At 44.4% G+C, this 26,013-nt stretch carries 24 protein-coding genes; 19 read left to right on the top strand and 5 right to left on the bottom strand.

From position 1 onward, the window contains the following. Window positions 1-171 precede the first annotated feature (171 nt). The 13 genes from larA to RDK53_RS01975 all read left to right on the top strand — a co-directional run bounded on the left by larA (window position 172) and on the right by RDK53_RS01975 (window position 14,111). Window positions 172-1,446, top strand: coding sequence for a nickel-dependent lactate racemase (larA, locus tag RDK53_RS02035; RefSeq protein WP_308513057.1), 1,275 nt, complete (start codon window positions 172-174; stop codon window positions 1,444-1,446). Window positions 1,447-1,983: 537 nt separating this feature from the next. Beyond that, the gene (locus tag RDK53_RS02030) at window positions 1,984-4,041 is read left to right on the top strand and encodes a cytochrome c3 family protein (RefSeq protein WP_308513056.1); all 2,058 of its coding nucleotides are present in this window, start codon (window positions 1,984-1,986) and stop codon (window positions 4,039-4,041) included. A gap of 62 nt (window positions 4,042-4,103) precedes the next feature. Continuing rightward, window positions 4,104-4,529, top strand: coding sequence for a rhodanese-like domain-containing protein (locus RDK53_RS02025; RefSeq protein ID WP_308513055.1), 426 nt, complete (start codon window positions 4,104-4,106; stop codon window positions 4,527-4,529). A gap of 53 nt (window positions 4,530-4,582) precedes the next feature. Next, window positions 4,583-5,377, top strand: a complete 795-nt coding sequence (locus tag RDK53_RS02020; RefSeq protein ID WP_308513054.1) for an FKBP-type peptidyl-prolyl cis-trans isomerase — start codon at window positions 4,583-4,585, stop codon at window positions 5,375-5,377. Between the two features lie 154 nt (window positions 5,378-5,531). After that, a complete protein-coding gene (locus tag RDK53_RS02015; protein ID WP_308513053.1) occupies window positions 5,532-6,290 on the top strand; it encodes a 4Fe-4S dicluster domain-containing protein in 759 nt (252 codons plus the stop codon). Between the two features lie 2 nt (window positions 6,291-6,292). Next, window positions 6,293-7,231, top strand: a complete 939-nt coding sequence (gene nrfD / locus RDK53_RS02010) for an NrfD/PsrC family molybdoenzyme membrane anchor subunit (protein ID WP_308513052.1) — start codon at window positions 6,293-6,295, stop codon at window positions 7,229-7,231. Window positions 7,232-7,333: 102 nt separating this feature from the next. Continuing rightward, complete coding sequence (locus tag RDK53_RS02005; RefSeq protein ID WP_308513051.1) at window positions 7,334-7,834, top strand: nitrous oxide reductase accessory protein NosL; 501 nt, start codon at window positions 7,334-7,336, stop codon at window positions 7,832-7,834. Continuing rightward, window positions 7,834-9,126, top strand: a complete 1,293-nt coding sequence (nosD, locus tag RDK53_RS02000) for a nitrous oxide reductase family maturation protein NosD (protein ID WP_308513050.1) — start codon at window positions 7,834-7,836, stop codon at window positions 9,124-9,126. The genes RDK53_RS02005 and nosD overlap by 1 nt, the downstream gene beginning before the upstream one ends. A gap of 89 nt (window positions 9,127-9,215) precedes the next feature. Continuing rightward, the gene (locus RDK53_RS01995) at window positions 9,216-10,091 is read left to right on the top strand and encodes an ABC transporter ATP-binding protein (RefSeq protein ID WP_308513049.1); all 876 of its coding nucleotides are present in this window, start codon (window positions 9,216-9,218) and stop codon (window positions 10,089-10,091) included. After that, complete coding sequence (locus tag RDK53_RS01990; protein WP_308513048.1) at window positions 10,091-10,894, top strand: ABC transporter permease subunit; 804 nt, start codon at window positions 10,091-10,093, stop codon at window positions 10,892-10,894. Before RDK53_RS01995 ends, RDK53_RS01990 begins: the two co-directional genes overlap by 1 nt. Before the next feature lie 11 nt (window positions 10,895-10,905). Next, a complete protein-coding gene (locus RDK53_RS01985; RefSeq protein WP_308513047.1) occupies window positions 10,906-11,499 on the top strand; it encodes a TlpA disulfide reductase family protein in 594 nt (197 codons plus the stop codon). 157 nt (window positions 11,500-11,656) lie between these two features. Next, on the top strand, window positions 11,657-13,474 hold the full coding sequence (locus RDK53_RS01980; RefSeq protein WP_308513046.1) for a PhnD/SsuA/transferrin family substrate-binding protein: 1,818 nt from the start codon (window positions 11,657-11,659) through the stop codon (window positions 13,472-13,474). After that, window positions 13,461-14,111: a response regulator gene (locus RDK53_RS01975; RefSeq protein ID WP_308513045.1), complete on the top strand. Its 651-nt coding sequence runs from the start codon at window positions 13,461-13,463 to the stop codon at window positions 14,109-14,111. The genes RDK53_RS01980 and RDK53_RS01975 overlap by 14 nt, the downstream gene beginning before the upstream one ends. On the opposite strand, the gene RDK53_RS01970 is transcribed toward RDK53_RS01975, so the two are convergent. Genes RDK53_RS01970 through larB form a run of 3 tightly spaced genes read right to left on the bottom strand, consistent with a single transcriptional unit; the run spans window position 14,101 to window position 16,440 of the window. Next, window positions 14,101-14,937 carry an ATP-dependent sacrificial sulfur transferase LarE gene (locus RDK53_RS01970; RefSeq protein ID WP_308513044.1) on the bottom strand — a complete coding sequence of 279 codons (837 nt, stop codon included), beginning with the start codon at window positions 14,935-14,937 and terminating at the stop codon, window positions 14,101-14,103. The genes RDK53_RS01975 and RDK53_RS01970 overlap by 11 nt on opposite strands. Then, window positions 14,930-15,775, bottom strand: a complete 846-nt coding sequence (gene larC, locus RDK53_RS01965) for a nickel insertion protein (protein ID WP_308513043.1) — start codon at window positions 15,773-15,775, stop codon at window positions 14,930-14,932. Before larC ends, RDK53_RS01970 begins: the two co-directional genes overlap by 8 nt. Continuing rightward, window positions 15,772-16,440 (bottom strand): nickel pincer cofactor biosynthesis protein LarB, encoded by a 669-nt coding sequence (gene larB / locus RDK53_RS01960; protein ID WP_308513042.1) that lies wholly within the window; start codon window positions 16,438-16,440, stop codon window positions 15,772-15,774. The genes larC and larB overlap by 4 nt, the downstream gene beginning before the upstream one ends. 345 nt (window positions 16,441-16,785) lie before the next feature. Here larB and RDK53_RS01955 point away from each other — a divergent pair, with 345 nt between their 5' ends. The 6 genes from RDK53_RS01955 (at window position 16,786) to RDK53_RS01930 (ending at window position 23,430) form a co-directional block, all read left to right on the top strand. Further along, window positions 16,786-18,147: an anaerobic C4-dicarboxylate transporter gene (locus RDK53_RS01955; protein WP_308513041.1), complete on the top strand. Its 1,362-nt coding sequence runs from the start codon at window positions 16,786-16,788 to the stop codon at window positions 18,145-18,147. Between the two features lie 213 nt (window positions 18,148-18,360). Continuing rightward, window positions 18,361-18,639 (top strand): chaperone NapD, encoded by a 279-nt coding sequence (locus tag RDK53_RS01950; RefSeq protein ID WP_308513040.1) that lies wholly within the window; start codon window positions 18,361-18,363, stop codon window positions 18,637-18,639. Between the two features lie 19 nt (window positions 18,640-18,658). After that, entirely contained in the window at window positions 18,659-21,418 is a 2,760-nt protein-coding gene (napA, locus tag RDK53_RS01945) for a nitrate reductase catalytic subunit NapA (protein ID WP_066593845.1), read from the top strand. A 36-nt stretch (window positions 21,419-21,454) separates the two neighbouring features. Beyond that, a complete protein-coding gene (gene napG / locus RDK53_RS01940) occupies window positions 21,455-22,231 on the top strand; it encodes a ferredoxin-type protein NapG (protein ID WP_308513039.1) in 777 nt (258 codons plus the stop codon). Continuing rightward, on the top strand, window positions 22,221-23,126 hold the full coding sequence (napH, locus tag RDK53_RS01935; protein ID WP_308513038.1) for a quinol dehydrogenase ferredoxin subunit NapH: 906 nt from the start codon (window positions 22,221-22,223) through the stop codon (window positions 23,124-23,126). Before napG ends, napH begins: the two co-directional genes overlap by 11 nt. Then, window positions 23,119-23,430, top strand: coding sequence for a nitrate reductase cytochrome c-type subunit (locus RDK53_RS01930; RefSeq protein WP_066593840.1), 312 nt, complete (start codon window positions 23,119-23,121; stop codon window positions 23,428-23,430). Before napH ends, RDK53_RS01930 begins: the two co-directional genes overlap by 8 nt. A gap of 75 nt (window positions 23,431-23,505) precedes the next feature. Here RDK53_RS01930 and narL read toward each other — a convergent pair whose 3' ends face one another. Together narL and RDK53_RS01920 are read right to left on the bottom strand one after the other, a co-directional pair. Next, a complete protein-coding gene (gene narL / locus RDK53_RS01925) occupies window positions 23,506-24,159 on the bottom strand; it encodes a two-component system response regulator NarL (RefSeq protein WP_308513036.1) in 654 nt (217 codons plus the stop codon). Window positions 24,160-24,189: 30 nt separating this feature from the next. Continuing rightward, the gene (locus RDK53_RS01920; protein WP_308513035.1) at window positions 24,190-25,980 is read right to left on the bottom strand and encodes a histidine kinase; all 1,791 of its coding nucleotides are present in this window, start codon (window positions 25,978-25,980) and stop codon (window positions 24,190-24,192) included. Window positions 25,981-26,013 lie beyond the last annotated feature (33 nt).

Genomic DNA, 26,013 nt, shown 5'->3' with positions numbered 1-26,013 from the left:
TAGAACTTAGGAAGGCTTTTCTAGTCGAAAGGATTTCTTTTGTTCCGATGAAGAGAGTCTAAGACTATTCTATTAGGTATTAACCCTGTTAATTAATGTAAAAATTGTGATTTTATGCCATGCTTCACAAGATTTTACAAAACGTTTCAGACAGCGTGCAGGAGAAATGAAATGAAGACGTTTGAGTTTGCCTACGGACAAGGCAAAAAATCTTTTGCTTTGGAAGAAGAAAGAATCATTAAAGAGGTTAGGACTGAACCTTTCGAGCCTATCAAAGATCTGAAAGCAGCGATTCATGATGTGCTTTATAACCCGGTCGGTCTTCCTCCTATCGATCAAATCGTTAAGCCCGGTCAAAAGGTTGCTTTTATCTGCAACGATTTGACCCGAGTTGCAAATTCATTTGAATTCATGCCGATTCTTCTTGATGAAATGAACAAGCTTGGCGTAAAAGACGAGGATATGCATATTCTCTTCTCCCTCGGCACACACCGCGCAATGACTCATGAAGAAATGGTTAAAGCCGTGGGCGAAAACGTAGCTTCCAGAGTAAAGATGTACAACAGCATCTCTACTCAGACGGAAGACTTCAGATATTTTGGAACGACTTCCCGCGGTACTCCTGTCTGGATTAATAAGCATATTTGCGACGCAGACCACGTCATTTTGACAGGAAGCATCGTTCATCACTATTTCAGCGGTTACGGCGGGGGTAGAAAAGCTATCCTCCCAGGCTGTGCTGCTATGGAAACCGTTCGAGTTAACCACAGCTTCATGCTCCAGCCGGAAGCGGCAATCGGCCGTATGGACGGCAATCCCTGCTATGAGGATCAGGTAGAAGGCGTAAAGCTTTTTGCAAAAGGACGTTCTCTCTTCTTATTTAATGCCGTCCTCAATGCTCATCATCAGATCTTGAAAGTCTTTGCCGGCGATGTCTTCAAAGCTCACAGAGAGGCTTGCAAGTTTGTTGATAAGGTCTACGGTTGCGAAATTCCTGAATTGGCCGATATCGTTGTTGCTTCCTGTGGCGGTTATCCGAAAGACATTAACGTCTATCAAATGCAGAAGACAATGGACAATGCCGTTTGTGCGGTTAAGCAAGACGGTGCCGTTATTCTGTTTGCCGAGTGTGTGGAAGGAAGCGGTTCTGCCGTGTTAGAAGAAACCTGCAAGCGTTTAGGTTCTCCGGATGCTATCAAGGCAGAATTGGAGAAGAACTTCCAAATCGGCGCGAACAAAGCTTTTGCTGTTACTCGTCTGATGAAAAAAGCTAAGTTCTATCTTGTATCTAGTCTTGATCGAAAGATGGCTAGAGAAATGTTGTTTGAGGGAGCCTACGATACTTTTGAAGAAGCTCTGGCCGCTGCTGAAGCAAAGATCGGCAGAAACGGAAAAGTTATTCTCATGCCGGAGGGAAGCCTGACAGTACCTCGCCTTAAGGAGTGATTGACTACCAACTTCTCGGTAGAAGAGCAGTACTATTTTTTGGGTAGAGACGGACATCACAATCCGTCTCTTTTTGTTTACTTATTTTTCTTTTCCTTACATTATTTCTAAGCGTTATAGAGGTAACCGATCTAAGACAATCATCTAATAGACTTTGTTTCAATTTTTCCGATGATTCTTGATACTTGTGGTCGAGAAATCTTCTCTTCGAATTTCAAAATATTCTATTTTTTCTTCAAAACCCCAGAGTTATCGGGGGTTTTATTTACTTAAAGCTATAAAAATTAATAACTGATAGTTTTTATCAAGTTTGTAAAAATTTAAGAAAATCCGCCTTAATAATTTTCAATTAAGGATAAATTTGAGCGATAACCCTTACAACATTAGTCTTATTCTTCATCCGTTTTCCTTAACTTAAACTGAACTTGGTATTTCGATTCCCCACCAGTATCGAGTACCAACCCTATACCTACAGAGGCTGATTTATTTGTGAAAGATAGACGTTCGCTGATCATCGCGCCTCACAAGGAGAAATTAATGTTAAAAGAGACACGATTGACAAAAATTGGGCTTGGCATTGCAGCGACAATGACAGCATTTTGTGTCTATGCCGCTAACGGCCAGCCGCTTCCGGCTCCGAAAGTTGACGCATTGACTCAGAAGGTCTGGGATAATCCTGACGTGACCGAGCAATCAAAAGGCATCCGGACATTGCAAGACTACATAGTCCAAGAAAAGGAAATGTGGGATTACATATTCGAGAATCACCCGATCTTTGCTACTTACGGCAAAGACGGACGTGTTATCGGTACTCCGGTTATTTCTTCCCGTGGTTCTGAGTATTTGGGAGAAGGCAACGCTCAGAAATATTCCGCACACCAGCCGGGCAAACGCCCAATGGCATCTCAGTATCGCTTAGGTCAACGCTCAATTCTTGACTTTCCGAATAAATTCGTAGGTCCTGAAAAGTGCGGTGAATGCCACGCTATTCAGTACGAACAATGGAAACGTTCCCGTCATGCCAAGACCGTTAGATTCCCGGGAGAACATCCTGAAGTGGATAACGATCTGAAGAAGAAGCTGTATGGAACGGAAGCTTCTATTCTTCCTGACGGTATTACAGCAGACGTTATCTACGCTACCATCGGTACACCGCGTACTAAATACGGTTTTATCGACGGATGGCTCGTTCGTGGTTCCTATCACGTTCGTGACGGTCTTCTGAAAGACGGTACAGGCAGTATCGTTGCCGGCGGTAACCAGATGTCCCGCGGCTGGGCTGAATGGCTTACACCTGCAAAGGCAAAAGAAATTCAGAAACTGATTCCTGACTTCCCAACAGAACTCAACCAGTTCGGTCCCTCAGCTTCTCATCAGTGGGGTATGACTTCCTACGGTTCTACCTATGAAGGCAAACTTCTTGTTCAGGCTGCTTCTTCTTACTGTGAAGTCTGCCACGCATTCAAGTTTGACTTTAAGGATAAGAGAGAATTCTTTGCCGCTTTGGGTAATCCGAAAGAGCTCCAGAAGCACACAATTTCTCGCGGTATCGCTTGTGAAGAGTGCCACGGTGAAGGCGGCCACTTGATTGGCAACACCAACAACATGAGCACAAACTGCGACCGCTGCCATCAGCGCTTGAACTTCATCGAAGATGAAGTCGATCGTCCTGACGCTAAGGGTAAATTGGAAAAAGCTTTCAATGCTAAGACAAAATCTTCCTGCCCGTCTTGCGGTACAGAAGGCGCACAGCTCTTCATGTCTAAGCACTATGAAAAGGGTATGCGCTGCGTAACTTGCCACGATCCTCATGAAGTGACAAGTAACGACTGGACATCCGGTACTACCCGTCCGGCTATCCGTCAGACTTGCCAAGACTGCCATAAGGTTCAGGCAGAAATGGCCTCCAAGGCTGATACACACAGCAAGGTTGATTGCATTGCATGTCATATGCCGTTCACAATGAGCTGCGAAAACTTCACAGCTATTCAGCGTCCGGATATGGCCGGTTTCGATGCCGTTCGCCGTTCTCACCTCTTCAAGATCATGGTCGACCCAGAGAAGAAGATGATGAATCCGGGTCCGGGACAAACCCGTGATGCAAGCTCTAAGGGCTGGCGTATTGCTCGTGACGAAGAAGGCCACGGTTACGTTGACTTAATGTGGAGCTGCGCAAGAACTTCTATCGCCGATTTCACAGTTACAGAAGGAAAAGGCTGCCATAGTCCATTCCAGTCCGAACTGGATCAAGGTCTCATTTACCAAGACCAGAAGGAAATCTATGGTGAAGTTATGAAGTGGCAGAACCCAATTAAGGAAAGCCATCAGAAGAATGTTGATGCCATGACACGTATTAACAAGTTGCTTGAAGTCACTAAGCTGACTCCGGAACAAAGAACGGAAGCTATGCTTCTCATTGACAAGGCCGGAGAAATCATTAAGCAAGTTGAAGAAGACGGTTCTTGGGGTGTCCATGCCTTCAACTACACAAAACAGCGTGTAGAAACAGCTGAGGCATATCTCACCAAAGCTCAGTCAATCATTGACAAGGGCGGTTACAAGGCCATCAAAGCTGAAAATACAGTGACAAAGTAATTTAAAACCCAGTGTCACATTTACTTCGGACCTTCGGGTCCGAAGTGAAAACGGGACAAAAAATGATAAACAAGTTATTCAAATTAGTTGCAGTTTCTTTTCTTTGCCTTTATTCGCAAATCAATTTTGCGGGCGGAGGTGGAGAGCCGGTGGAGGCGCCGGTTTACGATGAACTTCTGAATCAAATCTCAATGCGTGAAGCAGAGATGCTTTGGGAGTCAGGAGTCCCTTTCTTTGATGTTAATACGCTGGAGATTTGGACCCAGGGATACATTCCCGGTGCTAAATTCTTTAACGTACGAAACTGGAAAGATCTTCTCCCGAAAGACAAAGATAAAACCATCGTGTTTTATTGCGTCAACAGACTCTGCACTGCAAGTGAGATGGCAGCAAGAGAAGTGATGAAGCTGGGCTATACCGACGTTCGTCAGATGCCTGACGGAATTGAAGGTTGGAAGCTTTCAGGTCGCAAGATTGAAAGACCGTAACTTGATAAACCCCATTTCTAATCCCCCACCAAAAATCATTTGAAAGAAACACTATGTCAATTTTCACCAAATCTATTTTGTCTGCTGTTTTAGCCGTCGCATTTGTCGGAACAGCCGTTTCACAAGAGCTTTCCCAGGATGCAAAAGAGTCCTATAGCCTTGGTGCTTCATTAGGTAACTACCTTTCTTCCCAGGCTTATAAACAGTCTGAATTGGGTGTTCCTGTCAACATGGACCAGGTAATGGAAGGTCTGACAGATGCGCTGAAAAACAAGTCTAAGCTCACTGAAGAAGAGATCATCACAGCTTTAAATGCTAGAGCTGAAAAGTTGAACAAGCTTCATGAAGCTAGAGTCAAGCAGGCAAAAGAGAAAAACAAAGCTGAAAGCGAAGCTTATTTAAACAAAAATAAGGCTCGCAAAGGCGTAAAACAGCTTGAATCAGGTCTGCAGTACGAAGAATTAAAGGCCGGTACAGGAGCTGCTCCGAAGGAAGAAGACATAGTGACGATGGACTATGTCGGCAAGCTCGTAGACGGAACTCCTTTCACTAATCCGGAAGGAAAGACCGTTGAGGAAAAAGATGTTGTTATGACTCTTATCCCGGGCTTTAAAGAAGGTCTGTATCAAATGAAGGAAGGCGGCAAAGCTATTTTTGTTATTCCGGCCAGCCTGGCTTATGGCGAAGAAGGAGCAGGTCCAGTTCCTCCGGAATCCGCTTTGGTTTTTGAAGTGACATTGAAAAAGGTCGAAAAACCCGGAGCTAATAAATCTGCCGACGGGCAATTGCCGGCCGGACATCCTAAAGTAGAAGGAAACCGTCCGAAGATGGCATGGCCGCACGGCTAATGAAATAACTAATTCTAATGAAGGGAGTCTTCCCGACATTAAGTTTTAGAAGCTCTGAAGCAATTTCTTTGCGTAAGCAGCCGATAAGAGTTTCAGAGCACTTAGCTCAAAAGAATTATTGACAGACCAATCTCGTCCGTTATGGAGAATCACCGTGAGTAAAAACATCGATAGAAGAACATTTCTAGCCGGTACAACCGCGGGTTCCTTAGTTTTGTTAACCCTGGGAGGCTGTAAACCCGGAGACGACAAAAAGGCAGCCAACACTGCAGTTCAAACTGCGGTAGCAGCAGAGTCAGGCAGTGCCCAGCCTCATCCAGTTTATGGAATGGTCTTTGACCAGAATAAATGTATTGGATGCGGCGAGTGTAAGGATGCATGTAACGAAGCCAACAATCTTCCTCCCGGAATTTCAAGGCTTTTGTTGGAGCGTCAGACCACCCATATTCCGGGGACAACTTGTCCGATTTGCGGAGGTCCCGGAGACTGCGACTGTGAACGCGTTTATGTTCGAGTTTCCTGCCAGCAGTGTCAGGATGCACCTTGCGTAAGAGTATGTCCTACCGGTGCAGCGCACCGCGATCCGAAGACAAATATCGTGACTATGGATCCGGATCGTTGCGTAGGCTGCAAATACTGCATTGCGGCATGCCCGTACAATGTCCGTTTCATCAATTCTCAAACTAAAGTTGCCGATAACTGCAACTTCTGTTTGGATACCAGGTTGAGTAAAGGGCTGGAGCCTGCATGTGTTAACGCATGCCGTCATGGCGCCTTATATTTTGGCGATCTAAATGACCCTCAAAGTATTATCAGCAGGTTGCTGCGTGTCAAGGATACGGTACGAATTCGTGCCCATTTGGGAACGAATCCGAACCTGAGATATGTCCCTGTCACTAAACAAGGAGTCTGATTATGCTGGATTTCACTATTGGTCTATCCGAAGGCGTAGCATGGCCGTGGCCGATTGCCGTATATCTGTTTTTAGCAGGTATTTCCGGAGGTGCCGTAGCCATCGCTATTTGCTTAAATCTCTTCCGAGGAACACATCTAAATACTCCGATTATGAAAGCAGCTAGCTTGATCGGCTTTATTAAGATCGTTCTCGGGATGATCTGTCTTGTCCTTGACTTAACTAATCCGCTCTTTTTCTGGCGTATTCTTGTTTACTACAATCCAACCTCAGTGATGAGTATCGGCGTGATGGCACTTCTTTTCTACATCCCGTTGGTATTCGTATTGATGTGCGTTTCTCTGCAAACAGAAATTACGTCATTTAGTTGGCTCAAATGGCTTGATCCCATTATTAGTTTCTGTGCCAAATTTAGAGTTATCTTAGATTGGCTCGTTCTAATTTTGGCAATTGCAATTTGTGCCTACACCGGATTCTTGATTTCTGCTCTTATCAGATTCCCTCTGATCAACACTGCTGTTCTTCCTGCTTTGTTCGTTGCTTCCGGCTTTTCTGCCGGTTGTGCAGCTACCAAGGTTCTTGCAGCTTGGTTGTTCGGTGCAGATCGTCATGGAAAAGATCTTCATGTCCTTCACGCTGCTGAATGGCCGATTATGGCGGTAGAAGCAATGTGCTTGTTGATGATTATGGTTGCTCTGGTCAGCGGCAATGCTGCTGCCCAAGCTGCTTCCGTAGCCTTTACAACAGGTATTTGGTCACAAGTATTCTGGATTGGGGCCGTGGGCGTTGGTTTCCTCGTTCCATTGGTTCTGAGCTTCTTCGGAAGCAAAGCATTCAGAGACAGTGCGGGTGCTTTCTATACATCAGGCATTGCGGCTATCTGCGGCATGATGTGCTTGCGCCTCTTCATCATCTACGCCGGCCAGATCAACGGCATGTAATTAAAACAACTCTGTGCTCGGAACACTTTCTCAGCACAGAGTTCCTCTTTTGGAGACCCCTCTGCACCGTGTAATAAGGTGAAAAGGGTTCAGAAATAGCTTATGAAAAAAATTTTTAGTCTTTTAGCCGTCGCTGCTTGTGTCTTAGTTATCGGAGGCTGTTCTTCCGAAAAAGAAACCAAAACTTTTTCTCCTGCGGCTTTTACAAAACATGACCGTTGTCTTATTTGTGGCATGGTTATTCTCAACTATCCCGGAGCGAAGGCTCAGGTTTATGTAAAGGGCGAAAAAGAGCCGCTTAAGTTCTGCTCGGTAAAAGACGGTTTCGTTTATTCCTTGCAGCCGGAAAATGCCAAAAAAGTAGAGGCTTTCTTCGTGAGTGATTTCGGAAATACCAAAGATGTTCCTTTACACGAAAAAATGCTCTTAGCTGAAAAAGCCGTCTATAACGCCGGCTCAGACGTCCGAGGAGCAATGGGTAAATCTATCCTGCCTTTCGCAAACAAAGAAGCAGTTGAAAAATTTACCAAAGAGCATGGCGGAAAAATCGTTAATTATTCTGAAGTTAACCTAGAACTTCTGAAGTCATTAAAAGGTCATTAATGACGTTAAGAGTTTTCGCTCTTATCCTTGCGCTTCTTGCACCAGCTGCGGGAAGCGCAGAATTGCAGGCGGATTCTGCAGCAAGCTTGGAAAAAGCTCTGAAATCGTCTGTGCCGGGGGACACTATCACTCTTGCTTCAGGCATTTATGAAGGCAATTTCTCGATCACCAAAAGCATTGTCTTAAAAGGAACCGAGAAAGCCGTGATTGATGGCGGCGACATAGGTTCTTGTCTTGTAGTTGAGGCTGATAACGTCACCCTTGAAAATCTTTCTCTGCAGAATTGCGGAAAAGATTTATATGAACGACAGAGCGGCGTTCTTATAAAAGAAGGCTTCAGCGGCATCGATATTAAAAACTTGAAAATCAATACCGCTGGATTTGGAATTCGAGCTGATAAAGCTTCAGATATCAAAATCTCCGGATGTGAGATTCGTGGATACAAACGCCGTCATGTTTTAGATCGCGGAGACGGTGTTTATTTCAATTATGTTAAAAACGCTAAGCTCGTAAACAATCGCGTGCTCTATACAAGGGACGGCTTTTATTTCGAAAATACCGACAAAACCTTATCGGAAGATAATTATTTTGCAGCTCTGCAGTACGGGATTCACTATATGTACACCCGAGGTGACTCGGCTTTTAACAACGAAGCAGAGGCGTGCATCGGCGGATATGCCGTTATGAGTTCTGAAAGAGTTCGAGTAGCTGACAATACCAGCAAGCGTACCGTTGAGTTCGGAATTCTTCTTAACGAGAGTGATAAATCGACGGTCGAAAATAATCATGTGACTAAAGTCAAAAATCCGAGAGGGAAGGCTTCATTGGATACCGAAGGAAAAGGCCTCTTTATCTATGGAGGAGGGACAAATACGGTTGACGGCAATACCTTCGAGGAATGCGAGATTGGGGTGGGAGTTGCCATGGGCGGAGAAGGAACGATTCTTTCTCGCAACCGCTTTATCCATAACCGTCAGCAGGTTCGCTACGTTGGCTCCGGTTCAGTTGAATGGAGTATTAACGGAGTAGGAAATTTTTGGAGCAATTATCAAGGCTGGGATTTAAATCAAGATGGAATTGGAGACCAAGCTTATCAGCCGAACGATTCTCTCGACAGGCTATTTTGGATGTATCCGCAAGCTCGGTTCCTGATGGACAGTCCTTTGGCTTCTCTTCTTCGTTATTTGAATGCTCAGTTTCAATTAGATAAGGGAAAAGGGATCGTGGATTCAAACCCACTAATTCAAGATCCGTTAAAACCAAAAAAGGATTGGCCGGTAAGTTCCAATTAAATGAAACAAGCTGAGCCGGATGCCTCGATGAGAAAAATTCTGCTAAAACGTGGTTTAGAGCTTATTAAAACAGAAGTAGCGAAAAGAAGATGACAGCAATTGAATGCCAAGATATTTCATTAAAGCGCGGGAAGGTATGTATCTTCAAAGACATCTCTCTTTCAATCAAGAGAGGGCAATTCGTGGCACTAATCGGGCACAATGGAGCCGGTAAATCTTCTTTAATAAAAATCTTATTAGGCCTCATTGCTCCTTCCTCCGGGACGGTGTCGGTTCTTGGAACTAAACCAGGATCGGCAGCTAAAAAAATTGGATATTTACCTGAGAATGTCAGTTTCTATGAAAACTTGACTGTTCAAGAAAACTTAAATTACTTTGCAGACCTCAAACAAGTTCCTAAGGCACGGATTCAGGAACTTATTGAGACACTCCGACTTGCCAGAGTATCTAATCAGAAAGTTTCTCTGTGCTCCAAGGGCCAGCGTCAGCGTCTCGGCTTAGCTCAAGCCTTATTAACTAAACCGGAATTGTTATTTTTAGATGAGCCCACCGTGGGACTTGACCCCTTGGCCTCTGACTTGATGTACAGCGAGTTAGTTAAATTAAAGAATAGCGGCAGCACAGTAGTAGTGTGTACCCACGAACTTTTGTTGGTAGAAGATTTTATCGATCGTGCGGTTATTTTATGCAACGGCGTGAAAGTAGCAGACGGTACTGTCAGAAGCTTGAGCGAACAATTTGATGTCCCCTATGAGATGGTTTCTTCAAAGGCAGTTGATACAGCTCGTACGGACCCAAAACTTTCTTCCTTCCTGAGAGAAAACCGCTTGTTTTGTCCAGCCAATAAGCTGGAGAAAGTTCAAGAGTATTTAGAGATGAAATACGACATCAAGAGTGTAGGCGTGGTAGCCCCTTCGCTTCTAGACATATATAAAAAAGCCATAGGAAAGGGGAGGCTTGAGTAATGAAAGCGGCTTCTACTTGGGTTATTGCCTGTAAAGAATTTAAAGACACAGTACGCAGTTTCTGGCTTCTGGTTGGATCCTGTCTTTTTGTTCTGACATCGTTATCCGTCATATACGGAGTGGCTGCTTTAGGAGGAGATTTTAGCTTCAGACCTCTTCCTTCTGTAATGAATTCCTTGCTAATGCTGGACGTATTTCTTATTCCCCTTATCGCCGTTCTGATGGCTTACGACGCTTTTGTAGGAGAAAAGGAGCAAGGAACTCTGCTTTTGCTTTTGACTTATCCGATTAGCCGGACTGCATTACTCGTTGGAAAACTCTTAGGACAAGGGTTTGCATTCGGTTTATGCCTCCTTATCGGCTCTTCTGTGTTACCAATTCTGTCAGCAGTCCATTTGCTGCCTTATGACTTGACAGAAGTGGGTAAACTGACTTTTGCCTTGGTTATTTCCGGTTGGCTATTAGGGCTGGTTTTTATTTTAATTTCATACGCAATTAGTCTTTGTGCCTCGACTAAAGCCCAGGCCTTGGCTGCATTACTTTTAATTTGGCTGATTTCAGTTCTTCTCTATGATTTGGGACTTCTGATTTTCACAATTGCCTTTGAAGGAAAAATCACCAATGAATTGATGAACATTTGTTTGATGATTAACCCTTCAACCCTGTTTAGATTGTTAAATCATGACCTACTTGAAGCTCAAGTTCTTAGTCAGAATGTTCTGCTGATGGGAATGTATTTGTGTATTTGGTTTGTTGTTTTCTTCTTGATTGATCGTTGGTTATTGGTAAGAAGAACGTACTAAAGGTTTTGAAAATGAAATTTTTACTTAAATCACTTTGCTTTTCTGCTGCCTTAACTTTCTCTTTACCAACTAATGCTCAGGCAATCTTTTCCCCCGGACTCTACAGTACGGGGGAAGCTCTGAAAAAACCAAGAGTGATGAAGCCATTTGTAGAGTTTTCCAAGGCACGTAAGATGCCGAACCTTAAAATCAAGAACCTCAAAGGAGAGCCCATTAATCTTGAATCTTTGAAAGGAAAGTTGGTTATCTTAAATGTATGGGCTACATGGTGTACTCCTTGTATTCGCGAAATTCCACAACTGGCCGAGCTGCAGAAGAAGTTGGCTGGTACGAATATTGAACTCGTGGGTGTATCTATCGATGCTAATCCGGCGGAAGTCGAAGAGTTTCTGAAGAAACAAAAACAGACGGACTTTAAAACTTGGTTTGATCCGACAACTTCCGTAGAGGCTGTAATGCCGATGGAAGTTGTTCCAACTAATTTTCTTCTTGATGCAAAGGGAAATTTGATCGGTTATCTTCCGGGCTTCCTTCCGTGGGATGATCCGACCATCCTTCCCTTTCTTAAAGAGTTGGAAAAGAAGTATGCAACGGTCACCAAATAAAAGATTTACAACTTTTTTGCAATACTGAGCGTAGAGCTCGGAACCTGGATGAGAGAGAGTTCCGACAGGAGTGTCCGATAGTCAGGCTTCTCAGAACTCTTTCACAAGGATAAGATAAGAAGGAAGAAAATATAAGACGGCAATTTGATTTAGGAAAATGGTTTTAAGGTTTAACAGAGAAACGAATGTGGGGCGTTTGCTCCTTATTTTCTGCATAAGTATTTTTTTTGCTTCTATTTCCAAAGTTTCTTTTGCCCTTCCGGATGACAGTCCGGTTAAATTAGCGGTAGTAAATAGTTATGATGCGGGCATATCGGCTAAGCACTTTAGCAATACTGTTGCAGCCATCCGTGCCGCAATTGCTCCTCGTCGTTTAGACATTCATTTCTATGATCAAGATGATTTCTTGAGGGATGCTGCTGAGAAGAAATTCGATCTTTCAATTGCCTCGAGTGGCTTGACCGCTATGATGAAGTCCTCCAGCGGAGGAATTTCTCTTCTGACGGCTATCAATAAATGGACTCCCGATCCGAATAGGGCGAATGCGGGCGTTATCATCACACACAAAGATAGAACCGACATCAATGATCTGGCCGACTTAAAGGGCAAAAAAGTTGGAGTTTCCAGTACGAAAGCCTTTGCGGGCTTTCTTGCAATCATGGGAGAGATTGACGCAGAGGGCTTGAATCCTAATAACTTATTCGGTTCAGTGATCACCACGCATCGACCGATGCCGGACCTCGTCAAGAGAGTATTGGACAAAGAAATTGAAGTGGCGTTTATCGCCAGCTGCATTCTGGAGAATATGGAGCGTAAAAACTTTGATGGTGACCTAAGTTCCATCAAAGTCGTTAATGAAAAATTTGACAATAATTTCTATTGTCGGCACTCCACGCATCTTTACCCCGGCTGGATGTTCTCCGTTCAGCCGACTCTCGATTCTTCTACTCTGCGAGCAATTACCATTAGCTTGCTGCAGCTCCCCGTCGATAAAGATGAGGGTGCTTATTGGACAGTGGCAAATGACTATGACCAGATGAATTTGCTCTTGGAGAAGTCTCAAGTCCGTTATTTAGAAGATAGAACTTTAGGCTGGCTTCTCCACTATTATCGTTGGTACTTCATCGCCGGCGGGGCTGCATTACTTCTGATTCTTCTTAATTCGATCTACCTTGGATTTGCAGTTAGAAGAAAGACTCATCAGCTGCAGAAGAAAAATCAAGAAAACGAAGAGTATGAGAGAGAAAACAGAAAGATTCAGGAAAGAATTGAAAATCTGGAAAAGACGAATTCCATCGCAATTATTTCTGCCATGGTTGCCCACGAGCTAAAGCAGCCTCTGGGAGCGATTAATAACTACTCAGAAGCGCTTCTTAGACAACTTAACCGGAATAAAAGTCCGTCGGAAAAAGTCCTTAAGGAGGCCCTTTCAGAAATCAAGGGTGAAAGCACGCGTGCTTCGGATATTATCGACTTCGTTCGAACTATCGGGAGAAAAGAAAGAAGGGAGAGAAAGAAATTTAATCTGGAGGGAACGGCCTCTAGAATTATCAGTTTAATGAAGCGATTAGGAAGACTTAACCTGAACTGCACGTTGAGCGGTGACAAAGATTTGATAGTTTACGCAGATCCTCTTAATGTAGATCTGGTTCTAATCAATCTATTAAAAAATGCGGAAGAAGCCGTGTCCGGGCAGCCTTCTCCAAAAATTAATGTTGAAATTACAAAGGTTGGGTCAACTGCTCAGGTGACAATCGAGGATAATGGGCCGGAAATGAGCGATGAAAAATTGGCCTCTCTGAGCAATCTTGGTCATTCAAGCAAAAAAGATGGTCTAGGATTAGGATTGGCAATTGTTAGAGAACTTCTAGAAGCCAACGGGGGTTCGCTTAAGCTCTCGAAGGTTCCCACAGGAGGTCTTCGCTGTGTAGTTACTTTGCCATTAGCTTTGGAGGATGAGGATGAACTTAGATAAGCTGCAGGAGAGTGCCCTTATCAGAATTGTGGACGATGATGATGCAATGAGGAAATCTTGGAGATTTCTAATTGAAGGCGAAGGCTGGCGTACTGTTTGTTATTCTTCTGCGCTGCGTTTTCTTGAAGAAGACAACCGTGAAGAGCCTGGTTGCGTTGTCTTAGACGTTCGAATGCCTGATATGAGCGGCATAGAACTGCAAAGAGTCATGATGCTGCAAAAGAATGGCTTGCCTATTATCTTTGTATCTGCTCACGGCGATATCGATATGGCCGTTCAAGCTCTCAAGGATGGCGCATCTGATTTTCTGCCGAAACCTGTCAGCGCTGACAGGCTTTTAGAGGCCATCGAGAAAGCGGTTAAGAAAGACTTAGAGCGCCGGAAAGAAAAGAAACTGGCTGAAGAAACCAGACAAGCTTTCAATACGTTGACGGCAAGAGAAAAGATGGTTGCCCGTAAAGTTGCCCGCGGTTTACTTAACAAACAAATCGGTGAGGAACTGAATATCAGTGAAAAAACTGTTCAAGTTCACAGAGGTGTGGTCTGCCGCAAACTAGGGGTCAAGAGTGCGGTAGGAGTCGCCAATATTCTCTCGATTATTAACGAGGAAGATTCCAGCTCTGAAGCTATTCGCTAGCCTTCTTTGAAAAGCCGTCCAAATGGTCGAAATACCCGGAAAGAGCAGGGAGAAAAAGGACTTTTAAAGCTTTTTCTGAAGCAGAATCTACCGAACCGGCCTGTTCAATTTTTTTTATCAGAGAATCTGGAAGGGAAGCCTTATGGCTTTCGGGAATGTGAACAGCAAGATAGGGCTCGCCTATTTCTCTGACACGAAAAGGCGTCGCTGTTGACACTTCCCCCAGGATTTTCTGAATTCTTTGCTCAATTTTTTCGATTGAGTTTATTTGTTCCTTTGTGATTTCGAAGTTGTAAGGGAATCTTGTAAGCAAACAAGGTTTAGATATCTGATTAAAGTCATCCAATCCAATTTCTTTTCCAATAGCTCGGATTTCTGCCTTTGAAAGTTCTGCCTCTGCCAGAGGCGAGAGAACATTCAGCTCTTTTAAAGCTCGAATGCCCGGGCGGTAACATTCCAAATCAGAGTGGTTAGTGCCGTCGCATAGTTTATTAACACGGGTTAATAAGAAAGAGAAAAGTCCTTTTTTGCAGTGAAAGCATCGAGTTCTTGAGTTGAATTTGACTTCAGGTATTTGCAAAGGATTTTGAACCAGAATCTCTAAAGGAAAGTTGTGATTTTTTGCCCATTTTTCCGCATCTTTTGTTTCTTGAAGCGAAAGATGCGGGCCGGATATATGAAACAGCCGTACTTTGAATCCTAAATAGGTAGAAGCATATGCAAGAAAGCGGCTGTCTAGTCCTCCTGAAAAAGCTATGTTTACAGGTTTCTCGCCGAATTGTTCAGATAAAAAATCTCTTAACCTTTCGAGTTTCGGATTAAACATAGCTTGTTCCGTAAACAAAAACCGCTCCGTTAGGAACTCCGGGATAAATATAAGTACCGTAGACGGTATTAATTTTTTCAACCACTATCATGGGCCAGCCTCCGAATGTCGGATTAAAAGCTTTAAGAAGTGCTAATGCCGTTGGAGTGACGGTTTCTCCTTCGGCTCCAAAGGGCCGGACAGGAATTCCCGGAAGCATCGCTTGGACGGCCGGAGCCGGGGAAGGGATAGCGCCGTGAGCGCAATGAATTACACCGTCAGCAATAGGAAGAGGACTGACTACAAAGTAATCAGGATTTAACCTGGCAAACAGTTCGCAGGTAAAGCAGATGTCCAAAATACTGTCTAATGCTCCTACTTCATGGAAATGGACTTCCTCGATGTTAAGACTGTGGACGGCAGCTTCAGCTTCAGCAACAAAAGAGAAGGCCGAGACGGCATAGGACTTTGCTTTTTCAGAAAGCTGCGCTTGGGAAATAATTTTTAAAACATCATCAAGATTTCTATGCTGATGTTCGTGTGGGAGCTGAACTGAACAATGCCAGCCTGCAATGTGATTTACCTCCTTTTTTACGAGCTGGACCGATCCTTTTAAGGCGGGAAAAATGCCGTTAAGGATGTTGTCCGTCTCTTGAGAGGAAAGTCCAAGTGTGCGGATAAGACCACACAAGAACATATCACCCGCAAGTCCTGAGTGGGATCTGATGGTCAAGACCTTCTTTCCTGCTTCGAGTTTGTCACTTTGTTCAGAAGACTTGCCGAAATCATGATGATGGTGTGGCATCTCAATATCACAGTGAGAGTGGTCCTGATGAGAATGGTGGTGTTCGTTTGTCATTTAATGAATCCTTTGCAGGATAGTAATATTTTGTATGCCATGCACGCTGCCCCGAATCCATTGTCTATGTTGACTACGGCTACGCCCGGCGCACAACAGGCAAGCATCGAATTTAACGCGGTCTGTCCTCCTGCGCAAACTCCATAGCCTACCGATGTAGGGACACCAATGACGGGCTTGCTGGTCAGACCGGCTAAAACACTGGTGAGCGCAGCTTCCATTCCTGCGACAGCGATAATTATGTCGCAGGAATTTATCTGGGAGATTTTTTCCTGTAGCCTCCATAGGCCACTGACGCCGCAATCTTCAAAAACTTGGTTTTCAACATTGAGATAATCCAAAGTTCTTTTGGCTTCCCACGTGACGAAGCCGTCAGAGGTTCCAGCCGAAACAACGGCAACCCGACCCTCGACTTTCTTGGCTATCTTATTCGTATACGCTGTTTTAGCCAAAGAATCAAAACAATATTTTGACTGCAATTGAGGATCTAATTGGCTAAAGGTGATAGATTCCAATCGGGTAAACAAAATGGGATTTTCGGCTTTTAAAGCGAAGTTTTCTAAAAGCTTTAAAACTGAGGCTTTTTCTTTTCCTTCTGCGTAAATGACTTCCGGGATACCCGTGCGGGCCATCCGGGCGAAATCAAAATTTACATGTTCACTCATAAAGTTCTAAACGTGAGAGGTTTTTAGCTTTCCTTGCAAGAGTTTGCAAAAGACTCTGCAAAAATATTGGTTTACTTAATATTTAATTCGAAATGCGATTATTCATTAATTCGGATCAACTCTTAGTACCTTTTAATTAGGTAGGTCTAAACCCTTAAAAATCAGTGTTTTTCAAACATCTTTAAAATCATTTAGTTAATTAAAAACAAGGGTTACTACTAATTAGCAATTACCCTAATATTTATAACCAAACTGGGTTCGCCTCTTGTATCAATTCGTAAATTCGGTAATTATTCATGTTGTCCATATTTGACACATTTTTACAATTCATTCAGGAAGAAAATTATGGGTGCTATTTTTTGGTTTCAAGTTTTACTGCTTTTAGCATTCTTGTTCTTCGGAGCAAGAAAAGGCGGTATGTGTTTGGGCCTTTTGGGCGGTATTGGTCTTATCATTTTCGTTTTCGGCCCGAAGCCATGGCTTGGACTCCCACCAGGAAAACCTCCAGTTGACGTTATTCTGACTATTATTGCTGTAGTAGCTGCTGGCGCCACACTTCAGGCCTCCGGCGGTTTGGACTGCATGCTTCAGGTAGCTGAAAAAATTCTTCGTAATCGTCCGAAGATGGTTACCTTCCTCGCTCCGTTGGTCACTTTCACATTGACTATTCTTTGCGGTACAGGCCACACTGTATACACAATGCTCCCGATTATTTATGACGTGGCTATTAAGACAGGAATCCGTCCGGAACGTCCGATGGCAGCTTCTTCTATTGCTGCACAGATGGGCGTTATCTGCTCTCCGGTTTCCGTAGCTTGCGTTTCTATGATCGCTTTGATGGCCGGTCACCCAATGGCAAACGGTACAGAAATCAACCTTTTGACATTGATGTCTTTGACAATTCCTGCCGGTTTGATTGGTTTGCTCGTAATGGCAACTTGGTCTAACTTCCGCGGCAAAGATTTGGATAAAGACCCGGAATTCCAGGCTCTTATTGCAGATCCGGAAGCTAAGAAGTATGTTTACGGCGAAACATTGACTCTCCTTGGCAAGAAGCTTCCTACAAAACAGTGGACTGCTATGTGGATTTTCTTGGCCGTTGTTGCTGTTGTTGCATGCCTTGGTGCAGTTTCTGAATTCAGACCAATGGTTGGTAAGAAACCGCTCTCCATGACATTAGTAATTCAGATGTTCATGTTCGCTTGCGGTGCGATCATCGTATTTGCAACAGGAACTGCTCCGAAGTCCATTGGCGCCACTCCGGTGTTCCGTTCAGGTATGGTTGCCGTGGTTTGCGTGTTCGGTGTTGCATGGATGTCCGATACAGTGTTTAAAGCTCACTTGAACGACCTTAAGGAAGTCTTGGTTGAATACGTCAAGGTTTATCCGTGGGCTTATGCCTTCGTTATCCTCCTTGTTTCTAAGCTGGTTAATTCTCAGGCGGCTGCAGTTGCTACGATCGTTCCGGTTGCCCTGGCTGTCGGTACACCTGCAGGTGTTGTAGTCGGTTGCTCTGCTGCTTGCTACGGTTACTACATTATCCCGACTTATCCGTCTGACTTGGCATCTATCGAATTCGACCGCTCCGGTACAACCAAGATTGGTAAGTTTGTTATCAACCACTCCTTCATTCTTCCGGGTTTGATTGGTGTGTGTACCGCTACGGTTGCCGGTTACTGCATGGCATTCTTGCGCGGCTGGATCTAATTCATAAAACAAAAGTTCTTTTGAACTAAGAAAGGAGGCTTGGCCTCCTTTTTTTTATGGGCTGAAATGGTAAAAATCATATACAAATAACTAAAAATTAAGTGTTTTTACCTAATGTTTTTGGTTATTTCTGGGTAGAATACTTGCTCCTTACCTAAGATTATTCATAATTTAAAAAACCCCTAATGAACAACTAGTGTGAGTAGGTACCTCATGAATTATTCTGGCCTGCTGGTGGCTTGCAAACCCGGATGCTTTTCGCAAGCCTTGGAAGCTGTCTCCACGATTTCCGGTGTCGAAGTTCACCAAAAACAAGAAGAAGCCAGTCGTTTTATTGTGGTGGTCGAAGCCCCGTCGGTCACTGAAGAGACAGAAATATTTAAATCAATTTCAGCCCTTGACTCCGTCATGGATGTTTCCCTTTTAGTCCATCATTTTGAAGAATCCGCTGAAATTAATCCCCTTGATAATTTTGAAAAGTTAACCCAATAACTTTGGTTTAGGAGAGCGTATGACGACTAATTTACCCCAAGTCAAGCGTCGTGAACTTTTAAAAGCAGGTATTGCTGCTTCAGCTGCAATGACAGTTGGCATTCCTGTTTCAGAAGTAGCTAAGGCTGCTGCCGGAGCTGCTGAAAATGGAATTGTTTGGACAAAAGGCGTCTGCCGCTTCTGCGGAACCGGATGCGGTTTGTCAGTCGGTGTAAAAGACGGCCGTGTAGTTGCAACGAAAGGAGACCCTGACGCACCTGTCAATAGAGGTCTTAACTGCATTAAAGGCTATTTCAACGCCAAGATTTTGTACGGCAAAGACAGACTTACCAAGCCGTTGTTAAGAAAGACAAACGGAAAATACGACAAGAACGGCAAGTTCGAAGCTGTCTCTTGGGAAGAAGCCCTTGATGTTATGGCTGATAAATTCCTTCAGACATACAAGGCTAAAGGCCCGACTGCTGTTGCTATTCTTGGTTCCGGTCAGTACACCATCCCTGAAGCTTACGCAGCAAGCAAGCTTGTAAAGGCCGGCTGGCGTTCTAACAACTTGGATCCGAATGCCCGCTTGTGTATGGCAAGTGCCGTGGTAGGCTTCTATCAAGTATTCGGTATTGACGAACCCGCTAATAACTATTCCGACATTGAAAAATGCAACACAATGGTTTTGTGGGGCAACAATATGGCGGAAGCTCATCCGGTTTTGTGGTCTCGAGTCGCCGATAGAAAATTGACCCACGCAGCCACTAAGATTATTAACGTGACTACCTATAAGAACATGAGTTCTAACTTGGCAGACACAACAATTATCTTCAAGCCGAATACAGATCTTGCTATTCTCAACTACATCTTGAGAGAAATCGTTAATCGCGGTGCCGTTGAGCAGGATTTCGTTAATAAACACTGTATTTTCGCAACCGGTAACGTTGACATCGGTTACGGAATGCGTCCTACCGACAAATTTGCATTCCCGGCAGAAAAAGATGTTCAAAAGAAACAAAATGAGATCGTCTTAGACAAGTGGGAAGCTATTGCCCAAGGCCGCAAAGAAGGTCAGGTTGTTAAGCAAGTTCAGCAGGGCGGTAAAGCCGGCGGTCACTGGTCCATTACTTTTGAAGAATTCAAGAAGGGGCTTGAACCGTATACACTTGATTTCGTAGCTGAGCTCTCCAAGGGAGATCCTGATGAAAGCATGGAAGACTTCAAGAAGAAATTGGTCGCCCTTGCTGATACTTACATTGATAAGGCCAACGATATTCTCAGCTTCTGGTGTATGGGAGCTAACCAGCATCAAAGAGGCGTATGGGTAAACGAACAGATTTATGCCGTTCATCTTTTGTTGGCTAAGCACGCACGTCCGGGCAATGGCGCTTTCTCCTTAACAGGTCAGCCGTCTGCTTGCGGTTCGGCTCGTGAGGTTGGTACTTTCTGCCATCGTCTGCCGTCTGATCTGTTGGTAGCTGCTAAACCGGCACGCGTCAAATCTGAAAAGATTTGGGGCATCCCGGAAAAGACTATCAATCCGAAAGTCGGCAGAGCCTTTATGGAAATTCTGCGCGGTATGGAAGATGATTCCGTTAATTTCGTGTGGACACAGGTTGTTAACCCGTTCCAAGCCGCTCCTAACAGCAACCACTGGTTGAAGGCAGCACGCCATCCAAACAACTTTATCGTTGTGGCCGACGCTTATCCGACATACAGCTGCCGCTATGCAGACTTGATTCTCCCTGCCGCTATGATCTTCGAGAAATGGGGCTTGTACGGCAACGCAGAAAGACGTACACAAGGCTGGCAGCAAATGGCAACTCCTCCGGGAGAAGCAAGAACCGACTTGTGGATGATGATGGAATTTGCTAAGCGCATCAAACTGAAAGATGTGTGGGGCGAACAGTCAGTTCCCGGTTTGAAGGTAGAAGGTTACGAAGACGGCAAGCTTCCGAGCGTTTTGGATGAAGCTCAGAAGATGGGCTACACACCTGAAACGACTCTTTATGAAGTGTTGTATGCCCGTAAGTCCAATACTAACGTTGCATGGCCTGATCCTGCCTTTGTCTGCAAGATCAACAGTACAGCGGCTCCGTCTAAACTTAACTGGTTCCCGGAAAAGGCTTTGTTCTCTGAATATCGCCAATTCACTTTGGGTGACGGTCATGACCTTGCTGATTTCGATACATATCTCAACTCCAAGACACGAGGTTTGATGTGGCCCGTTGTGAACGGAAAAGAAACACCGTATCGCTTTAATCAGGACTTCGACCCTTATGTTAAGGAAGGCGGATATGCGTTCTACGGCAAGCTCTTTAAAGCTATCCCGACTGGCAACCTTTGGGGCATCACAGATCCGAAGCCGGTTCCGTTGCCCAATAAAGCAAAGATTTTCTACCGTCCGTATGCAGCCCCGGTTGAACAACCGGATGCCAACTACGACTTGTGGCTTTGCACAGGTCGAATCCTTGAACATTGGCATACAGGTTCTATGACCATGAGAGTTCCTGAACTCTACAGAGCTCAGCCAAACGCTTTTGTTTACATGAACCCAGACGATGCTGCTAAGCGCGGCCTTAAGAACGGCGATGTGGCAACAGTTGAAAGCAGACGCGGAAAGATCAATGCGATCGTCCAGACAAATCAGCGCAACTTCATGCCTAAGGGTTCTTCTTGGCTCGCTTTCTTTGACGAGAAGGTTCAAACGAACCAGGTAGTTATCGACGCAACTGACCCGATTTCTGAAGAACCTGACTTCAAGAAATCTGCAGTCAAGATTTATAAGGCTCAATAACCATAGTATGCGGAGCCGAAAGGCTCCGTCCAAAGCATGACTGAGAAAAAGACATCAAGAAGAGATTTTGTTACTCGTTCCGTTCAGCTTGGAGCTGCAGGAGTAGGTGCAGGTCTGCTGTGGAATCTTTTTCTTCAACAAAGTGCCCAAGCCAGAGGATTCATTCCGAGACCTCCGGGAGCACTCGAAGGCAAGGATTTTGATACAGCCTGTACCAAATGCGGTTTATGCGTCAGAGCGTGTCCTTACGAAACACTCAAACTTGCCAAGTTTGGTGATATCGCCGCGCCCGGCACACCTTACTTTGAACCAAGAGAAATTCCATGCTATATGTGCAGAGATCTCCCTTGTGTCAAAGCGTGTCCCTCAGGAGCATTGGATCCGAATCTGACGGATATTACAAAAGCAAAGATGGGAGTTGCTGCGATTGACCACAGTACGTGTCTTTCTTGGCAAGGCCTGAGATGCGAAATCTGTTATCGTGATTGCCCTGAACAAAATAAGGCAATCATTATCGATACGCAGCCTCGGCAGATTAGTAAACACGGTATGTTTTTGCCGGTCATTCAGCCGGATCAGTGCACGGGATGCGGATTGTGCGTTCACAGTTGTCCGACAGCCGTTCCATGCATCAACATTGTTGATCCGGATAAATTCATCGGCAAGATAGGCGATCATTATCGTCTCGGTTGGAAAGAGGCAGATGACGCCAGACCTATTCCTAACAGTCCAATGCTTGGAGAGGGCCCGACACACGAGCTTCCTCCGGGAGGATTGGATTATTTGAATTCGGAGGGTCCGAATGGCAAATAAGGAAATCAGACATCTGCCTCCTCCAAAGACCTTGAAGGAGTGGCTTTTCCGACTGCGGTATACCATTGCAAGACGATTAGTTCAATTTACGCTCATCGCTTTGTTTATCGGTACGTTCAGACTTGGATGGAATTTGTTTGGACTTCCTCTTCTTGAAGGGGATCTGTCTTCCTCACGAATTCTTTCTTTAGTTCCGCTCTCTGATCCGTTTGCGGCATTAGAAAGAGTATTGGCTCAGTATTGGCTTTCTCCGGAGACCTTACTTGGTGCCTTTATCATTCTGGTTTTCTATGCCTTTGTCAGCGGCAGAACATTTTGTTCTTGGGTCTGTCCTATGAATTTAGTTACGGACTTCGCTTTTTGGGTTAGAGAAAAGCTGCATATTAAATCTCAGATGCTTGCTGTCCCTTCAGCAATGCGTTATGTCTTGCTTGCAGTTTGCTTGGTGTTATGTGTTCTTACAGGCGAAGCCGCATTTGAAGCAGTTAGCCCCCAAGGAATTATCTGGCGCGAGATGGTCTATGGAATCGGCTATGGATTCTTAAGCGCGGTTTTCGGGATCTTTGCGCTGGATTTGGCTATCACTAAGAGAGGCTGGTGCGGACACCTTTGTCCTCTGGGCGCCTTCTGGGCACTTTGGGGACGCTTCGGACAGCTGAAGGTCAGTTATGATGACAATACTTGTACACGTTGCGGTGATTGTCTTAAAGTCTGTCCTGAACCTCAGGTGATTAACTTTAAAGAAGCCGCCAAAGTCGGGAGATTTGCCTCCGGCGAGTGTGTTAACTGCGGAAAATGTATTTCAATTTGTCCTGAAAATAGTTTGAATTTTAAGTTGCGTTTTGTACCCCAGAAAAAGACTGAAAACGCAAAAATAGGAGACATTCATGAATAAACTCTTATTAGTCCCCCTGATGGCGTTAAGCTTTGCTGCTTTCGCACAAGAACCGGCCGCAGATGCCGCCATCACCGATCAATTTACTCCTCCGATGATTCCGCATCCGGTAGCGGCTTATCTTCCGATTACTCCGACAAAGAACGCATGCTTGATGTGCCATCAGATTCCGAAACCCGGAATGCAGAAGATGAAAGGTATGCCGACTCCATTGCCTCCGAGCCATGTAACAGGAGATAAGGTTAATCCGAATCGCTATGAATGCATGCTCTGCCATGCTGAAGTGCTTCCTGAGAAGAAGTAATCAGTAAGTCAGTTATGCTTCCTTAATAACAAAATGCCGGTTAAATACCGGCATTTTGGCAAAGAGAAGAAGACCTCAAAGCTTGATATTGTTCTCACTAACCCAAATTGCGGCTTCCACGCGGGAATGAAAATTTAACTTTTTCAAAATATGCTTTACATGAACTTTTACGGTTCCGTCTGAAATATTTAATTCTCGGGCGATGAGTTTGTTGCTCAGTCCCTGAGAAACTCCCTTAAGAACCATCAGTTCCTTTTCTGTGAGACCTTGAAGAGAACGTGACGGTTCGTCTCTTTTTTCTTTAAGGGCCTCTGCTAAAGCATTGGTAAGAACAGGACTTAAAACAACCTGTCCCTCGATTGCTCGATTGATATTTTCCAGGATTTCTTCAGGCTCCAGATCTTTGAGCAGGTAACCGTCGGCTCCCGTTTTAATTGCTTGCAGCAAATCGTTAGGAGAGTCAGATACGGTCAGAATTACTACTTTTATAGAGGGGTCGTGTTTTTTGATGGCTGAGAGGATTTCGATACCGCTCGTTCCTTTCATGTTCAAGTCCAAAAGTACTAAATCCGGTTCTTTAGAGGTTATGCCAGCGACAGCAGCCTCAAAGGTCCCGGCCTCCCCAATAACTTGAAAATTTGGATTCAGCTGTAGAAGCTGAACAACACCCTTACGAAAAAGCGGATGATCATCTACAACAAAGATTTTTGTTATTTCATTTTCGGCCATGACCAATATCCATCCTCATTAATTTATTTTCTAATTTGCAGTCCTAAATCTAAAATTAACAATCAAGCCGGTAGGAGTATTGGGCAGGAAGTTAATTTCTGCGTCTAAAGCTTTTGCTCTCTCTTCCATAATGGAAAGTCCGAAGTGGCCTTTCTTTTCACGCTCAGCCGGTTGCAAACCTTTTCCATTATCGGCAATACTAACATTAATGAAATTATCGGAGTCAATGGAAAGAGAAACATTGACCTTTGATGCTCGAGAATGTTTTTCAACATTAGTTAATGCCTCTTTAAGGATATGGATTAAGTGTACCTGCTTGTTGGCATTAATTTCAAAATCGAGAAGGTCGTTCTTCAGGTTGTATTCGATCCCCGAACGCTCATGGAATTCTTCCAATAATTTATGAATAGATTGACGAATGTCCGCAGAAGTAGGTTTAAGCCGGAAGGCCGTCAGTACCTCACGGAGCTGCGTGTAAGCGGTAGAGACACCGGTTCTGAGTTCGTTTACGATTTCCTGAAGTTGCCCTTTGGGAAGTTCATCTTTCAGGCCTAAAGAGAGGCGTGTAAGCTGGATTTTAGAAAAGGCTAAGGACTGAGCAATAGAGTCGTGAAGTTCACGTGCAATAGTTGAACGTTCCTCGTACAGAGCAAGGCGGTAACCTTCTTCTCTTTTACGAGCATTGATTAACGCTGTCGCAAAGATTTCACTGACGCTTTCGAATAACCGGTAATCTCTAGGTTCTTCCTGTGTCTCTTCGAAATGGATCACAAGGTATCCAACGAGTCGAGAGGCATCTTTGACCTGGATTCGGAGATAGTTTCCGCTTTCCTCGGTTAATTTATTTTGATTAGCAGAGGAGAATTGGGCCTTTAAGTTTTGCAGGAATTTTTCTTTAGGTTTAGTGTCTAATTGCGGGTAGACGGTAGAAAGACGATAAGAATCTAGGTCGTCGGACACTAAGAAAAGAGCAATTCTATTTCCATGAATGTAGTGCATCAACTCTGCCAGAGCGTTTGATAAAGTGTCTCCTTGGAGAGTTGGCGAACTGCTGAAGATACTGCGTAAAGTAAACAGCAAATTTACGGTCTTGTTACGTTGATCCAGATCTTTGGTTTTTCGTTTAACTTCCTCTTCCAGAGATTCGTAAAGTCTGGATAGGTCTTCAATCATGTAATTAAAGCTCCCTGCTAACACTCCAATTTCGTTTTCTTTTTTGTAATTAGAGCGAACTGTGAAGTTGCCTTTTCTGACTGCAGAGGCAACATCTGCCAGAGCTTGCAGTGGGAGGAAGAATACTTTTTGAAAGTATATTAAGAACACTGCTCCCAAGAGGGGGACCAAAATACAAGTGGCTATCAGACCAATTCGAAGCCAAGTCATTTGTACAGCCAGACTTTGTTCAATATCAAAAACAAACTTGTCGACTTTAGAGACAAAAGACGGCACATAATTAAGAAACTTGGCTTCTGTTGACGGATTTTCAATGACTTGTTCAGCCATGGGCTTTAGCATGCCGTAAAAGTCTGAATAGATTTCGTGGTAGAGGATTCGAAGCGAGTCGTTGGGTTTGTTTGGTATAGCTTTAACCAGCCCGGGGCTGTTTAGCCTTCGCTCGAACTCATTGACTGCTCCCGTAATTGCCTTTGTTCTTTGCTCCTGTTCTCTAGTGGCATATTCAGCCACGGTTAGAGCAACTACGTAGCTCTGCATTCTCAATGAGCCGGAGATGTTGATGGCACTTCCTTTATTTGACGACTGGCCAGTCAATAAGAAAATAGAGAAAAGCGTGAATGTAATGCCGAGAGAGAAAATAAGCATTAACAGTGCAAATTGAAAGAAAAGTTTCTTTCC

It is taken from the genome of uncultured Turicimonas sp., from assembly GCF_902477955.1.
Classification (GTDB): domain Bacteria; phylum Pseudomonadota; class Gammaproteobacteria; order Burkholderiales; family Burkholderiaceae_F; genus Turicimonas.
Note: the sequence above shows the minus strand (reverse complement) of the source record. Positions and strands in the feature narration are given on the sequence as shown.